Below are 14960 nucleotides of genomic sequence, written 5' to 3'. Positions count from 1 at the left end.
AAGGCCCCTACTCCCCGTGCTCTCGGGATAGTGGGGGCCTTTGTGCGTGCGAACCCCGCTGCGACGCGAGCATCGGCACCGCGGCTCCTGCCGATCCTCGACTCCAGAGCCACGTCATCGCCGCCCACACAACGCCGACCAGCACCGCAAGCCACACCACGTAGACCGGCCACTCCCCCAGCCAGTCCAGCAGGGACGCCCCGTCCGGGTGACGGTTCAGGAATGCATAGTTGGTCCCGAGAAGAGCATTAACGGGCATCACCAGTGCGGCCCACCCCAGGGCAATGCCGTAGGCCCAGAGAAAATCCTTCCACCCCGGGCGATAGCCCACGCCCCACACCAGGGCCAGAGCGGCCAGCAGGACGGCGATATGGAGCACCCAGTAGAAGCCGAAGTGCACCGAGGGCTCCAGCATGCTCGGATGCGGAGTGAGCATGGCCTGGGGGTTCAGCGTAAGCCCCCAGAAGCAGGTGATGGCCACCACCCAGCGGGCGCGCCGAATGAGCGCCAGAGCGGTAACGTAGCGCAGCGCATCGGAATAGTGCAGGGGAAGGGACTGTCCCACTGACCAGTTCCCCGGCAGCAGCAGCCAGCCCGTGTAGAGCACCGAGAGCACCAACATCCCCCAGCCGGCCCCGCTGTAGACCTTGCTCTCAGCTCGGCTGCCCCGCAGCCTGCGGGCACCCCACAGCACCAGGACCGCCAACACCGCCGTAACGCCCAGCAGCAGCATATGCACGGCGCCGAGGGGAGCGGTGTCGAGAGAATCCGTGCTGAGGATCGCGACGCCGGGGTGGAGCGGGGGTGTGAGACTCATCAGGCCGTGGCGAGCACCTCTTTTGCGGGCTCGAAGCGGACCATCATGGCCTTGAATCCGGGAGTGTTGGACTCCCGAGCCACCAAGTCACGATGTACCAGAGCATTGGCCTCCGGATAGTAGGCGGCCGCGCAGCCGCGCGCCGTGGGATAGGAGACCAGACGGAACCGCTCGGCTCGGCGCTCCTCGCCTCTGAAGACCGATACGACGTCGACCAGATCCCTGTCCTGGAACCCCGTTTCCTCCAGGTCCTCGGGATGGATGAGGATCACGCGCCGACCGCCGGAGATCCCGCGGTAGCGGTCATCGAGCCCGTAGAAAGTGGTGTTGTACTGGTCGTGGGACCGCATGGTCTGCAGCACAAGGTGGCCCTTGGGCGGCACCAGGTATTCGAGGTCCCGCACGGTGAACGCCGCCTTGCCCGTGGCAGTCGCGAAGGCCCGGCGGTCCCGCGGCGGATTCGGCAGCACAAAGCCGTACTTGTTCCGGATGCGTTCATTGAAGTTCTCCGTGCCGGGAATCACGCGGGAGGCGTGATCGCGGATCACGTCGTAGTCCTCAGCCATAGCCTTCCAGTCCACCGCGTGGTCGGCTCCCAGGATTGCCTCAGCCATGCGGGCGATGATCACCGGCTCGGCCAGCAGGTGGTCTGAGACCGGCTCCAACCGCCCCTTGGTGGAGCTGACCACCGACATCGAGTTCTCCACGGAGAGGAACTGAGCTCCGCCGGGGTGCTTGTCGTCCCGGTCCGAGCGCCCGAGGGTGGGCAGAATCAGCGAGGTCTTTCCGTGCACCACGTGCGAGCGGTTGGGCTTGGTCGAGATGTGGACGGTGAGCCCCGTCTTCTTCAGTCCCTCCTCCATCACCTCGGTGTCAGAGTTGGCCATGGCCAGATTGCCGCCCAGGGAGACGAAGACGTCCACCTCACCGTCGGCCATGGCATTCATGGCCTCGGTGGAGTCGTAGCCGTGCTCACGCGGGGAGACGATCCCGAACTCCGCGTCGAGCTTCTGAAGGAACCATTCCTTGGGCTTCTCCCAGATGCCGAAGGTCCGGTCGCCCTGGACGTTGGAGTGTCCGCGCACCGGGCAGGCCCCCGCGCCGGGTTTGCCGAAGTTGCCCTGAACGAGCAACAGGTTGATGATCTCCTTGATCGTGTCCACCGAATGCGGCTGCTGGGTGATACCCAGCGCCCAGCAGAAGATCGTGGCCTTCGACGCCGCCAGGAGATCTCCGATGTGTTCGATCTCCTCTCGAGTCAGCCCGGTGGCCAGCTCCACCTCGTCCCAGTCCAGCTGCTGGCGAGCACTCCGGTACTCCTCGAACCCGGTGGTGGAGGAGGCGATGAACTCGGCATCGAGCACCGTGCCGGGGTTCTCCTCCTCCTTCTTCAGCAGCAGGTGCCCCAGAGCCTGGAACAGGGCCTGATCACCGCCGACTTTGATCTGCAGGAACTCGTCGCTGATCCTGTCACCGTCACCGATGAGCCCCTTGGGGGTCTGAGGGTCCTTGAACTTCATGAGTCCGGCCTCGGGCAGAGGATTGACCGCCACCACTTTGCCGCCGTTCTTGCGGCACTCTGCCAGGGCACCGAGCATGCGGGGGTGGTTGGTACCGGGATTCTGGCCCACCACAAAGATCAGTTCGGAGTTCTCCAGATCCTCCAGAGACACGGTACCCTTGCCGATGCCGATGGTGGGGTTCAGAGCGGTGCCGGAGGATTCGTGGCACATGTTGGAGCAGTCCGGCAGGTTGTTGGTGCCCAGACTCCTGGCCAGCAGCTGGTACATGAAGGCCGTCTCGTTGGCGGTGCGGCCCGAGGTGTAGAAGACGCATCTCTGAGGCGTCGTCGCCCGCACATGCTCACCGATGATCTCGAAGGCCTCCTGCCAGGAGATGGGCCGGTAGTGGTCCTCGCCCTCACGGATGATCATGGGGTGGGTGATGCGCCCGGACTGGCCCAGCCAGTACTCAGTGCGCGTCTGCAGCTCAGAGATGGGGTGCTCCGCCCACCACTGTGGAGTGACCACGCGCTGAGTGTTCTCCTCAGCGAGGGCTTTGGCTCCGTTCTCGCAGAATTCGATCTTCTTGCGGTGCCCGGTGGTGGATTCGGGCCAGGCGCAGCCGGGGCAGTCGATGCCGTCGGGCTGGTTGACCCGCAGCATCGAACGCACGGTGCGGGAGACTCCGCCCTGAGTCAGGCCCCGGTCAAAGGAGACCTGGACGGCTTTGAGGCCGGCGGCATAGCTCTTGGGCGCGCTGACGCTCAGCTGGTCCTCATCAATATCGGTGATCTGGGCGACCTTGCCCCGCACGTCTGACATGAGCCCATTGTTTCAGGCCCTTCCGGGGATCGGAAAAGACGTCCCGCTCAGCGGACTCCGGAACCCTCAGGCCACGTCGCTGATGCGGTGCGCATGGGTGTAAATGTTGATCGAACGCCCGCGGGAGAAGCCGGCGAGGGTGATGCCAGCCCGTTCGGCAAGATCGGCCGCCAACGACGACGGCGCCCCCACTGCGCTGAGCAGCTCGACTCCGGCCAGCGCCGCCTTCTGCACCAGCTCGAAGGAGGCGCGGCCTGAGACCTGCAGCGCGGTGCCGCCCAGGGGCAGCTGTCCGTCGAGGAAGGCGCGGCCCACGACTTTGTCCACTGCGTTGTGGCGTCCCACATCCTCCCGGACGCACAGCAGCTCACCCTCACCGCTGAACAGCCCGGCCGCGTGAACGCCCCCGGTCTTGTCGAAGAGCTGCTGCCCCTCGCGCAGACGGTCGGGAAGGTCCAGCAGGGTCTGAGCACTCATCGTCAGCTGAGCTGCGGGCTGATGGGCGGGAAGTGCCTTCTCTACGGCGTCGATGGAGGTGGTGCCACAGATTCCGCATGCCGAGGTGGTCAGCACCTGGCGCCGATCTTTGACGGCCAGTGCGGCAAGGGCCGGGTCGAGGTCGGCATCGATGACGTTGTAGGTCTGGTTGCCCGCCTCATCCGTTCCCGCGCAGTAGCGCAGTCCCAGCAGCTGCTCGGGCGAGCTCAGGATGCCTTCGGAGACCAGGAAGCCCGCGGCCAGCTCAAAGTCATGCCCGGGGGTGCGCATGGTCACCGTGAAGGACTCACCGCGCATGCGCAGCTCAAGGGGCTCCTCGGCGGCCAGCACATCGGCGCGCTCCCGGGTGGCGACACCGGCCTCGGTGCGGGTCACCCGCACTACGCGGCGGCGCTGAGTCAGTCGTCCCATGGGGCTCTCCTGGGGTGAGGGGGCAGGTGGTGGCCGGGCACCGGGTGGCACGTCACAGGCTCCCCGGTCTGGATGCCCCGGGGCGGAATCACGGCGAACGCCTCCGCATAGGCCAGCCCCCGCATCATATGCGGACGGGAGAATCCGGCCGAACGGATGCTGCCTCCGGTTCGCCGCACGGGCAACAGCCGCTGTCCGCGGCGGGCGGGCTCCAGGTCCTCCCCCGCCGAGGCGGTGAAGACCTCGGCACATTCGGGCGCGGGGACGCCCCGGAGGGCACCCAGCAGTGGTCTGCCCAGAAGCGTCAGGGCCGCAAAGCCTGCCAGCGGATTGCCCGGCAGGCCCAGCACGAGCGTCCCGGAGGGCAGCCGCGCCAGCAGCACGGGATGGCCGGGGCGCATATCCACCGAGTCGATGAGAATCTCGGCTCCGCACCGCTGCAGCGCCGGACGCAGGGTGTCGGCACGCGAATGGGCCGTACCGCCCGTGGTGAGGACCAGGTGCGCCGCCGTGGCGGTGAGCTCCTCATGGAGACCGGTGACGTCGTCGTCGAGCCGGGTCACGGTGGTGACGGCCCCTCCCAGGTCGGCGACCATACCTGGCAGGGACAGGGTGAAGGTGTCGCGGACCTGTCCGGGCTCGGGAAGGCCGGCGGAGATGACCTCGGACCCCGTGGTGAGGATCTGGACCCGCGGAACGGGGTGGATCCGCACCGTGTCGTAGCCGGCCACGGCGGCCACCGCGGTCCTTACGGGCGTGAGCGTATCCCCCGCGGCCAGCAGCTCCTGGCCCGCTGGGGCCTCCACCCCGGCGGGGCGGATGTTGCGCCCCGGCTGAAGATCAGGGGTCTCCGGAAGTGCGGTGAGCGTGCCCGTGCTCTCCCTCTCACCTTCTGGGCTGCTGTGCCGCACCGTGTCGGTGGGTTCGAGACGGCTGTGCTCGCTGCGCAGCACGGAGACGGTGCCGGCGGGCACCGGAGAGCCGGTGACCACGCCGATCGCTTCCCCGGCCTCCAGCGCCGGAAGGCGCGTGCCGGGATGCTCAGCCCCCGGCCTGCGGACCTGCCAGCTGAGCCGGCCGCCCACCTCTTGCCGGCGGGGTGCCGCCAGCGCCCAGCCGTCCATGGCCGAGGTGTCGGTATGGGGCAGCGGCAGCCTTGTCCGGACTGGCTCAGCCAGGATCCCGCCCACAGCGTCCTGCAGAGGCGTATCCGCTGCGGGAAGCGCCGGCAGCGCAGCGACGAGCTCCCGGGCTTGCTGCAGCGACTTCATAGCGATGACGGGACGGACCGGCTCAGCCCACAGCGTCGGAGCGCCGGGCCAGCAGCTGTTCGGCCACGCGGGTTGCGGCGCGGAAGGCCTTCTCGAAATCAGCCTGGCCAGACGCTTCGGCCAGTCCGGCCACGTACCCGATGAGGAAGGTGGTCACGGGTGCGGCCGGACGCACCACGGTGTGGGCGGCCTGGCCCGCGATGGCCAGGACCGCGTCAACGTCGAGGACGACGTCGTCGATCTCCAGGTGGTGGGCGAGCTCGGCGACCCAGAGCTCAATCGCCTCTCGGGTCAGAGCCTCCCCGGACTTCTCCGCGGGATTCTCCGGCGCGGCAGGGGTCTCAGACATCGGTCTCCTCCTGATGGCAGCAAATACGTGGCACGTGCTTCGAGAGTTAGCTTCTCACAGCTGGACGCCGAAGCGCCGGGCCTGGTGCGGGTCGTCGATGTCGTGCCCGAGCCCAGCCGGCAGAGGGATGCGCAGCGGCTGCGCCGAGCTCAGCAGCCAGCGCAGAGACTGTCCTTCCTCCTCGCCGGGCGGGATCTCAGCGACTCGCTCACGCAGCCAACGGGCCTCGACGATGCTGGCCAGCCACTGGTCTCGGCCTGCGCCGTCCCGCGGCAGCACCGCCGTGTGCGGATGCGAGCGCGCCGCCTCCAGAAGCCAGTCCAGCAGCGGGGCCGGCTCAGCGATGTCCACGGCGCACAGCATGACCTGCCCGCCGGCAGGATCCGCCGGGGTGGGCAGTGCCCGGACTCCCGCGCAGACCGCGGCGGCAGGACCCGCGAAAGGCGGATCCTCCCGGGTCAGTACCAGGGGTGGGCCCATGCCAGACTCGGCAGCGGGCGGCAGGTGCTCGCCCAGCACCGCGTCCCCGACGACCACCCCGGTGATATCCCGGGCAGCGAGCGCGCTCACCCACTGCTGCAGCAGGGTCGGCCCGGCCGCGGTCGACCTGACTGGTTCAGGGCCGGTCAGTGGCGGCCTGGATGGTGCCGACCCGGCTGATTCCGACGCGGGCGGTGCCGGGGCCAGTTCCGGGGAGCGCCGCAGCAGGGCCTTGTTGACTCCTCCGAGACGGCTTCCCCGCCCCCCGGCCAGCAGAATGATCTGCATGCCTGAGCGGTTTCTCAGAGTCCGCCGAGAGCCTTCTCGAGGTCCTCGATGAGGTCCTCGACGTCTTCGATGCCCACGGAGAGCCGCAGCAGGTTCTCCGGAACGGCCAGCTCGGTGCCGCGCACGGAGGCGTGCGTCATCTCATGGGGATAGTTCATGAGCGACTCCACGCCGCCCAGGGACTCCGCCAGGATGAACAGCTCGGTGCCCTCGGCGACTTTGCGGGCCGCGGGTTCCCCGCCGGCCAGCTGCAGGGAGACCATTCCGCCGAAGTCGCGCATCTGCGTCGCGGCCAGCTCGTGGCCCGGGTGAGATTCGAGCCCCGGGTAGAGCACACGCTCAATGGCGGAGTGCCCCTCAAAGTGCCGGGCGATGGCCATGGCGTTGGAGGAGTGCCGGTCCATGCGCACCCCCAGAGTCTTGATGCCGCGGGTGGTCAGGTAGGCATCCAGCGGCCCGGAGACCGCGCCGACGGCGAACTGCTGGAAGGCGATCTTCTCCGCCAGCGCGTCATCGGAGAGCACCACGGCCCCGCCCACCACATCCGAGTGTCCGCCCAGATACTTGGTGGTCGAATGCACGACGACGTCGGCCCCCAGGCTCAGGGGCTGCTGCAGGTAGGGACTGGCGAAGGTGTTGTCCACCAGCAGCAGTGCTCCGTGCGCATGGGCGATCTCGGCCAGGGCCTTGATGTCCACCACGGTCATCAGGGGATTGGAGGGGGTCTCGACCCAGAGGAGGGTGGCGTCGTCGTGCGCCAGCTCGGCGGCAACCCGGTCGTGGTCATTGAGGTCCAACGGGGTGTTGGCTATCCCCCAGTCCCCGTGGATGCGGCTGATCAGCCGGTAGGAGCCGCCGTAGGCGTCGTTGCCCATGACGATGCGCTGGCCCGGTCGCAGCAGACCTCGGATGACGGCGTCCTCGGCGGCCAGGCCCGAGCCGAAGCTGAAGGCATGCGCGCCGCCCTCCAGCGCTGCCAGCTGCTCCTGCAGCGCGGTGCGCGTGGGATTCCCGGCCCGGCCGTAGTCGTAGCCGCGGCGCAGGTTGCCGATGCCGTCGGGGGCGTAGGTCGTGGAGAAGTGCAGGGGCGGCACCACGGCGCCGAAGACCTCGTCCACGTCCTGTCCGGTGTGGATGGCGTGGGTGGAGAAGCCGCGCGCACGGCCCGCGCCGGCCTGGGGAGTCTCAGTCATCAGTGTTCTCCTTCTCGCTGTCGGCCCCCGAGAGGTGGGCCAGCAGATCGTTGCGGGTCAGGACGCCCACGATGTCGCCGTCCTTGGCCACCAGCAGTGTGGGGTTCTCACGAAGCTTGGTCAGAATCTGCGGGACGGTCTCGGTGATGCCCAGCAGGGGCAGCTCGTCCTTGAGGTGATCGGCGACCAGTTCGTCAGGGCCGGCCTGGCCCACAATGACATCCTCGCTGAGGGAGGCGACGTCCACAATGCCGTAGACCTCGCCGATGCGCGCGACCCGTCCGGGATGGTCGATGACCGGCACGATGTCCACGCCGTAGCGGTTCATCACCGAGACTGCCTCGCGCAGGGTGGTCTGACGGGGAATCGAGATGACCTCCGGGAGTGCGTCGGAGAACATCCCGCGCTTGGCGCTGAGGATGTCTGCCGCCGTCGTCGTGGCGGGGTCCTTGGCCCCCGTTCCTGGGGCCTGCGCCGTGGCGTCAGCACCGATGACCCCTGCCCGCACAGCCGCGGTGAGTTCCTCGGAGGTCTTCACGCTGATTTCGGTGCCGGTGGAGGTGGAGACGACCTCGCCGAAGCCGTGGTCAATCATCCACTGGTCGTTGAAGATCTTGGCCAGGTAGCCTCGGCCAGAGTCAGGCAGCACCGCGACCACGACGTCGTCAGGCCCCAGTTCCTTGGCCACCTTCAGCGCAGCCGCTACGGCCAGACCGGAGGAGCCGCCCACGAGCAGGCCTTCCTCGGTAGCCAGGCGCCGGCACATGGCGAAGGACTCGGCGTCAGTGATGGCGTGCTTCTCGTCCGGGATCGAGGGGTCGTAGTTGGCGACCCAGACGTCCTCGCCCACGCCTTCGACGAAGTAGGGGCGGCCCTCCCCGCCGGAGTAAATGGAGCCGTCAGGGTCGGCCACCACCACGCGCACGGGTCCGGACTCACGCTCTGCGGAGACCTCTTTGAGGTAGCGCCCGGTGCCGGTGACGGTCCCGCCGGTGCCCGCGCCGACCACCAGGTGGGTGATTCTGCCGTCGGTGTCGGCCCAGATCTCGGGGCCGGTGGTCTCGTAGTGGGAGTTGGGCGCTGCTGGGTTGGAGAACTGATCCGGCTTGTAGCCTCCCTCGATCTCGGCGGCCAGCTGGTCAGAGATGCCGTAGTAGCTCAGGGGGCTCTCGGCATCGACCCCTGCCGGGCCCACGACGACGTCGGCGCCGTAGGCCCGCAGCACATCTCGCTTCTCCTGCCCGACTTTGGGGACGGTGACGAAGACGGCGCGGTAGCCCTTCTGCTGAGCCACCAGGGCCAGCCCGACACCCGTGTTGCCGGAGGTGGGCTCGACGACGACCCCGCCGGGCTGCAGCGTGCCGGCGGCTTCGGCATCCTCGATCATCTTCAGCGCGATGCGGTCCTTGATGGATCCGCCCGGGTTCAGATACTCGAGTTTGACCAGAACGGTGGCGGAGATCCCCTCAGTGACGTGGTTGAGCTTCACCAAGGGGGTGCCGCCGATCAGTTCGACGACGGACTGGGCATATTTCACGTTCGTTCGCTTCCCGTCTCACGCTTGCGCTTGAGCCGGGTCCCCGGCTCACTCTCCTACAAGGCTACCGGCGCACCGAGAAGGGCGGTCAGGTCCCTGACTTCTGACGCAATACTGCGCCGGCAGGATGTTGCTTCCGCACTATGAGCCACCGACAGGCCTTCCGTCCCGGTTCACGGACTGATTCTTGACCCCAACTGCGGAAGCACCGCGTGAACAGGCTGCGCGAGAGTACGAGACCCGGTCCCTGCATGGTTTTCCACAATCTCGCTCGCCCCCTGGCGGGCCTCTGCGGTCTTTCCTAGTGTCAGCGGCAGAAGCCGCACTCCAGAGAAACGGGACATCATGACGACGTCTGGACCGCTGACCCCTACCTGCCTGAAGCCCTGATGCCTGCACCGGGTCCCCTGCCTGAGCTGCCGGCAGGTCAGCACACACGCCGCTCCCTGCTGGATCAGGGGGTGACCGTGGCACAGATTCGTCGGTTGGTGAGGAATCAGGTGCTGGTGCAGATTGCGCGCGGCATCTACCTGCACGCTCCGGAGCTAGTGTCCGCCCAGCCTCCGCCCGAGCCGATCCGGGCCGCGGCTCTCCTTCACGGGCTGAGCCGGGACCGCCCCCACGCAGCCTCCCACGCCACGGCCGCCAGCCTCCTGGGACTCTTCGGCCAGCAGCTGCGCCTCCCCGTCCACGTGACCTCCCCTGCCGACAGTGCAGGAATACGCCGAGCCACTGGGGTCATCAGTCACGTGTGCCAGCTCGACCCGCTGGACACGGTCCGCTCCGATCGGGGCATTCTCCTCACCTCCCCGGTGCGAACGTGGGTGGATCTTTCCCTGACGGCCTCACTACGGGACTCGGTGATTTGGGCAGACCAGCTGCTCCGCCCGCCGCGACCCGAGTTCGGCGACAGCAGCCCGCAGCTGGCGGAGCCGGAGGACCTCTGGAACGCCCTCGCCCGGAGGGGTCGGGTGAACGGCCTACGCATGGTTCGTACTGCCGCCGCCCTGGCCAGGGTCGGTGCCGACTCACCCCGGGAGACAGAGCTGAGGCTGGCGCTGCAGGCCGCCGGTCTGCCGGAGGCCGACGTCAATGCCTGGGTCTTCAGCGACGATGGGACACCGCTGTTTCAGCCTGATCTGAGCTACCTCCGGTACAAGGTGTGCGTGCAGTACGAAGGCCGTCACCATTCCGCTCTCCACCAGGTGGAGCGCGACGTCAGCCGAGCCGAGCTTGCTGCCGATCACGGATGGAAAGAGGTGCGGATCACCAACCGGCACCGGGCACGCCAGTGGCAACCGGCGATCACGCGTGTGGCCCAGGCCCTCCGCGAGCGGGGCTGGCACGGGTGATCGGGTCACAACCCTTTGCTTCCGCACGATGAGCCACCGACAGGACTTCTGCCCCGGTCCAGGGACTGATTCTTGACCTCAACTGCGGAAGCAGCGCCACAACCCCAGGAGCACCGCGTGGGCGAGCTGCACGAGAGAACGGGAGGCCGCCTCCGCAGGGCCCGCCGTACCCCGCAGGGGGCACTGTCAGCGAGATGTGCGACGCTGGTGGGGATGACGTTAGCCCCTACTGCCGTGCACGACGAGACCGTTGTGGACCTGGGTTCGCCCTACGACCTGCCCCGATCTCTGGGCGTACTGCAGCGCGGGCACGCCGATCCCTCCATCCGGATCGATCCGGGCGAGTTCCTCGGCGGGGCGCGCGGAACCCCGGGTGCAGGAGCGTGGCTGTGCCTGCGGATCTACACCATGGAGGATGCGACCTCACCGCCGAGCGAGCTGGGGCAGGCCACGCTGCGCCTGGACCAGCTGGATCCCTCCCAGGTGCGCGTACGCGTCGCCGCAAGCAGCGAGTCCGCGGCGCAGGCGGCGATGCACCGCTCGGCGGGGATCCTGGGCTGTGAAGACGACTGGCAGGACCTGGAGTTCCTGCTGGATGCCCTGGGTGACCGCATCTCGCTCACGCTGGCTCAGGTTCGACGTCGCCACCCCGGGGTGCGACTGCCCGCCACCGGAGCCCTGTTCGACGAGCTGGTCACTGCCACTCTTGAGCAGAAGGTCACGCATGACCAGGCGCGGTACGCCTGGCGGAATCTGCTGCGCCGCCACGGGGACCGTCCACCCGGCACCGCAGCACTAACGGCACCGGAGTGGATGCGGCTTCCCCTCACAGCGTCGCAGCTGCGCGCCGTCCCCTCCTGGGAGTGGCACCGGCTCTGGGTCCAGCCGCCCCTCTCGGCAACCGTGCAGCGGATGGCTGCCCGTGCCGCAGCGGTGCACCGCCTCGGCCTGAGCACGCCAGTGGATACCTTCGATGTGCAGGAGCTGGCGGATCAGCTCACCGCCATACCTGGAATCGGTGTATGGACCGTGGCCGAGGCCCTGCAGCGCTCCCACGGCGCGGCTGATCTGCCTGCCGTGGGCGACTACCACCTCAGCGCGTTCGTCGGAGAGGCGCTGACGGGACGGCGCACCGACGACGACGGCATGCTCGCCCTGCTGGAGCCGTTCCGCCCTCACCGCCAGCGGATTGTGCGGCTGCTGAAGCTCTCAGGCTTCCAGCACCAGCGGATGGGACCCAAGCTGGCCCCGGAGGACCACCGCGGCAGGTGATGTCCGCCGGGGTTCAGGCCTGGGGCTGTTCGCCCTGCTGCTCTTCGGCAATCTGCTTGTGGATCTCCTCCATGTCCAGGTCCTTCACGGCCTGCACGACTCCGCCGAGCTGCTCAGCGTTCAGGGCGCCGGGCTGGGCGAAAACCAGGACCTTCTCACGGAAGGCCATCAACGTGGGGATGGAGGTGATGTTGGCCGCGGCTGCGAGCTCCTGCTCGGCCTCGGTGTCGACCTTGCCGAAGACCACGTCGGGGTGCTGCTCGGAGACCTGCTCGTAGACGGGGGCGAACTGCTTGCAGGGTCCGCACCAGTCGGCCCAGAAGTCGATGAGGAGAATGTCGCTCTCATCCAGAGTCTTCTGGAAATCGTCTGCCGTGATGTCTGTAGTAGCCATGAACGCCACGCTACGGGAGCACACGGAAGGATGTCAGGCGCAACGGGCGTTTACGCCGCACGCGAAGCCTGGAATAAAAAGCAGCAGGCCCGGCAAGACGATGCTTGCCGGGCCTGCTGCTGACCGGTGGCGGATGAGGGATTCGAACCCCCGTAGGCAATGCCAGCTGATTTACAGTCAGCCCCCTTTGGCCGCTCGGGTAATCCGCCGAGGCTGTGCCTCCATGCGCAAGGCACCTGACAACTTTACCGAAGACACAGAAAATTCTCGAATCCGGCTCTTTCGCGCGCGGGGAGTAGGCTGTGTGGCGACCTGACCTCCTTGGTCCAGCGCAAGGACCGATGCCCAGAACCGGAGGATCCGTGTGACCAACCTCGACGCGGCCGCGCTCGCCCAGCGCGTCACCCACCGCACCCCCAGCGGGATTGCCGAGCAGATCCGCGATCTCGTGACCGACGGCGCCCTCGCGCCCGGCACCCGCCTGCCCACTGTTCGCGATGTGGCCCAGGAGCTGGGTGTCAGCGTAGGCACCGTGGCCCAGGCCTGGGGGATTCTGCGTGACGAGCAGGTGGTGGAGACTCGGCGGCGCGGAGGCACCCGCGTGGTCGACGCCGCGGCCGCAGGAGCGGCTGGCTTCGAGGGCTTCCACACCATCGACCTGCGCTTCGGCAGCCCGGATCCGGCGCTGCTGCCTCCGCTTGAGGAGGCCTTCGCCTCTGCCCTCAAGCACCCTTCGGTCAACTCGTGGGGGCGCGAGCACATGGTCGAGGAGCTGCGCCGGGCGGTGGCGCCGCTAGTGCCGTTCACCCCTGAGGCGTGGATGAGCGCGGGCGGGGGCGGCGAAGCCCTGTGGCTGACACTGCAGGCCGCGACCGCCGAGCAGCACGCGATGCTGGCCGTCGAGACCCCCGCCTCCCCCGGCGTGCTGGACACTATCCGCCAGCTCGGTGTGGCCACTGTCGCAGTGGAGACCGACGACGACGGCCCCATTCCCTCATCGCTCGCCGAAGCCCTGGGGGCGGGCGCGACGGCATTCATCCACTCCCCCGCCGGAGGCTTCTCCGATCGGCATCTGCTGACCGCCGAGCGCGCACAGCAGCTGGCGGAGGTCCTCTCCGGTACCGAGACGCTGCTCATTGAGGATGAACCTTTGGGGCCGCTGGCCGCGGAGGCCTCCAGCCTGGGCGAGCTTGTGCCCGAGCGAACGGTCCGCGTGCTGACCTTCTGCCGGGCCGTGGGCGTGGATCTGCGCACCGCGGTGCTTGCCGGCCCCCGACGGCTGCTGGAGCGTGCGGCGGCCCTGCGGGCCGGAGGCCTGGGCTCCAACAGCCGCATTCTTCAGCTGGCGCTGGCCGCAGTCCTCAACGAGCCCCGTGCCCAGCACGTGATGCGCCAGGCACAGCGGCAGTACGCGGCGCGCCGCCGCCTGGCCCTGGAGGCGTTCAGCGACGCCGGGCTGAAGGCCACCAGCGGGCCTGGCAGCTGGAGCGTCTGGGTGGAGGTGCCGGAGGAGTCGGCAGCCGCCCTGGCACTCTCGGGCCAGGGCGTGATCGTTGACGTGGCGGCGTCGTCGTACCTTCAGCCGAGCCAGTCCCGGCAGGACTCAGCGGGCAGGCTGCGCCTCACGGTGGCCCAGCTGCCGGAGGACCCCGCGAAGCTGTCCGAACTCGCGGCCCTCATCGCCCAGGCGGGGCAGGGCACTCTGCGGACCAGCCTCGTCTGAATGCTCAGACGCAGAGGGCGGCCAGGAAGAGCTGGCGGAACTCCGCAAAGTTGAAGCCGGTCACCGCGCGGATCTGGGCGCCTTCGGGAGTGCCGGAGGTCACCGGCTGACCGTCGGCGGTGAGGGCCACCCGGGTGGCCAGCCCCTCGCTGAGACGGTGGAAGTCCACGGGCCCGGTCATCGTGGCGGTGACGACGTCGGGGCGGTGCAGGATCACCGCGGCCAGTCCGTCATGGGCCGCAGAGACTCGTCGGCCCCACTTGGACTGGTAGAAGTCATTGTAGGCATCCAGCAGCTCGGCAGAGAGCTGCGGCACGGGACCTGGCAGCGCCCGCAGCTGCGCCAGGGCATCCTCATCGAGGATGGCTCGGTTGGTGACGTTGACCCCCACCATGGTCAGCTTCCCGGCGTTGGGCAGAGTGAAGACGAGCTCGGCGGCGGTGCGGTCATTGGCGGTGTTGGCATCCACCAGCACGGCCTCCCCCGGAGCCGGGTAAGGACCTGCTCCGCCCATGACGACGACGCTGCGGAACTTGGTCAGCAGCTGCGGATCCTGCTGCAAGGCCAGCCCCAGGTTGGTCAGGGGACCCAGAGCGAGCAGGTCGACCTCGTCGGGGTGCTCATTGGCGATCCGCACCAGGTACTCGGCGCCACTCTCCTCCTGCAGCTGCGGCTCAACCCGTTCCAGCCCGCGGTCACCGAGGCCGTCACGTCCATGGACGTACCATCCGATGGAGGCCTCCCCCTGAAGAGGCTCGCCGGCCCCTCCGTAGATCGGAATATGAGGCTGGCCCGCTGCCTTCAGGACCGTGGCGACGTTCTTGGCGGAGTCCTCCACATAGCAGTTGCCGAAAACCGTGGTGATGCCGATGACCTCGACGTCCTGCTGGGCCAGCAGATAGAGGATCGCATGAGCATCATCGAGCCCGGTGTCGGTGTCGATGATGACCCGCTGCTTCTTGGTCTCGGGTGCGGTGTTCTGAGCGTTCATTCGTTGGAGGTCCCCTCGCGACGGCGTACGCAGCCTTGAGGCCACGCACGGTCTTCACAG

At 68.2% G+C, this 14960-nt stretch carries 13 protein-coding genes and 1 tRNA gene; 3 read left to right on the top strand and 11 right to left on the bottom strand.

The window, feature by feature from the left end; all coding sequences use genetic code 11:
• Positions 1–7 precede the first annotated feature (7 nt).
• The 8 genes from RH857_RS03665 to RH857_RS03630 form a co-directional block, all read right to left on the bottom strand.
• Entirely contained in the window at positions 8–817 is an 810-nt protein-coding gene (locus RH857_RS03665) for a YwaF family protein (RefSeq protein ID WP_310536623.1), read from the bottom strand.
• The gene (locus RH857_RS03660) at positions 817–3141 is read right to left on the bottom strand and encodes an FdhF/YdeP family oxidoreductase (protein WP_310536622.1); all 2325 of its coding nucleotides are present in this window, start codon (positions 3139–3141) and stop codon (positions 817–819) included. Before RH857_RS03660 ends, RH857_RS03665 begins: the two co-directional genes overlap by 1 nt.
• Before the next feature lie 66 nt (positions 3142–3207).
• Positions 3208–4050, bottom strand: coding sequence for a formate dehydrogenase accessory sulfurtransferase FdhD (gene fdhD, locus RH857_RS03655; protein ID WP_310536621.1), 843 nt, complete (start codon positions 4048–4050; stop codon positions 3208–3210).
• Positions 4038–5321, bottom strand: a complete 1284-nt coding sequence (locus tag RH857_RS03650) for a molybdopterin molybdotransferase MoeA (protein WP_310536620.1) — start codon at positions 5319–5321, stop codon at positions 4038–4040. Before RH857_RS03650 ends, fdhD begins: the two co-directional genes overlap by 13 nt.
• Before the next feature lie 22 nt (positions 5322–5343).
• A complete protein-coding gene (locus tag RH857_RS03645; protein WP_310536619.1) occupies positions 5344–5670 on the bottom strand; it encodes a DUF6457 domain-containing protein in 327 nt (108 codons plus the stop codon).
• 54 nt (positions 5671–5724) lie between these two features.
• Positions 5725–6438 (bottom strand): NTP transferase domain-containing protein, encoded by a 714-nt coding sequence (locus tag RH857_RS03640; RefSeq protein WP_310536618.1) that lies wholly within the window; start codon positions 6436–6438, stop codon positions 5725–5727.
• A 14-nt stretch (positions 6439–6452) separates the two neighbouring features.
• Positions 6453–7631, bottom strand: coding sequence for a cystathionine gamma-synthase (locus RH857_RS03635; protein ID WP_310536617.1), 1179 nt, complete (start codon positions 7629–7631; stop codon positions 6453–6455).
• A complete protein-coding gene (locus RH857_RS03630; protein WP_310536616.1) occupies positions 7624–9168 on the bottom strand; it encodes a pyridoxal-phosphate dependent enzyme in 1545 nt (514 codons plus the stop codon). The genes RH857_RS03635 and RH857_RS03630 overlap by 8 nt, the downstream gene beginning before the upstream one ends.
• Before the next feature lie 389 nt (positions 9169–9557).
• Here RH857_RS03630 and RH857_RS03625 point away from each other — a divergent pair, with 389 nt between their 5' ends.
• On the top strand, positions 9558–10520 hold the full coding sequence (locus RH857_RS03625; RefSeq protein ID WP_310536615.1) for a putative endonuclease domain-containing protein: 963 nt from the start codon (positions 9558–9560) through the stop codon (positions 10518–10520).
• A 213-nt stretch (positions 10521–10733) separates the two neighbouring features.
• The gene (locus RH857_RS03620) at positions 10734–11792 is read left to right on the top strand and encodes a DNA-3-methyladenine glycosylase family protein (RefSeq protein WP_310536614.1); all 1059 of its coding nucleotides are present in this window, start codon (positions 10734–10736) and stop codon (positions 11790–11792) included.
• Positions 11793–11805: 13 nt separating this feature from the next.
• On the opposite strand, the gene RH857_RS03615 is transcribed toward RH857_RS03620, so the two are convergent.
• The gene (locus RH857_RS03615; protein WP_310536613.1) at positions 11806–12186 is read right to left on the bottom strand and encodes a thioredoxin family protein; all 381 of its coding nucleotides are present in this window, start codon (positions 12184–12186) and stop codon (positions 11806–11808) included.
• A gap of 127 nt (positions 12187–12313) precedes the next feature.
• Positions 12314–12395 (bottom strand) — tRNA-Tyr (locus RH857_RS03610).
• A 155-nt stretch (positions 12396–12550) separates the two neighbouring features.
• Here RH857_RS03610 and RH857_RS03605 point away from each other — a divergent pair.
• Positions 12551–13909: an aminotransferase-like domain-containing protein gene (locus RH857_RS03605; RefSeq protein ID WP_310536612.1), complete on the top strand. Its 1359-nt coding sequence runs from the start codon at positions 12551–12553 to the stop codon at positions 13907–13909.
• 4 nt (positions 13910–13913) lie between these two features.
• Here the strand turns inward: RH857_RS03605 and RH857_RS03600 are convergent, their stop codons facing one another.
• A complete protein-coding gene (locus RH857_RS03600; protein WP_310536611.1) occupies positions 13914–14900 on the bottom strand; it encodes a nucleoside hydrolase in 987 nt (328 codons plus the stop codon).
• Between the last annotated feature and the right edge of the window lie 60 nt (positions 14901–14960).

It is taken from the genome of Nesterenkonia flava, assembly GCF_031432335.1.
Classification (GTDB): domain Bacteria; phylum Actinomycetota; class Actinomycetes; order Actinomycetales; family Micrococcaceae; genus Nesterenkonia; species Nesterenkonia flava.
The sequence above is the reverse complement of the archived record's forward strand: the minus strand, read 5'-3'. Positions and strand labels throughout refer to the sequence as shown.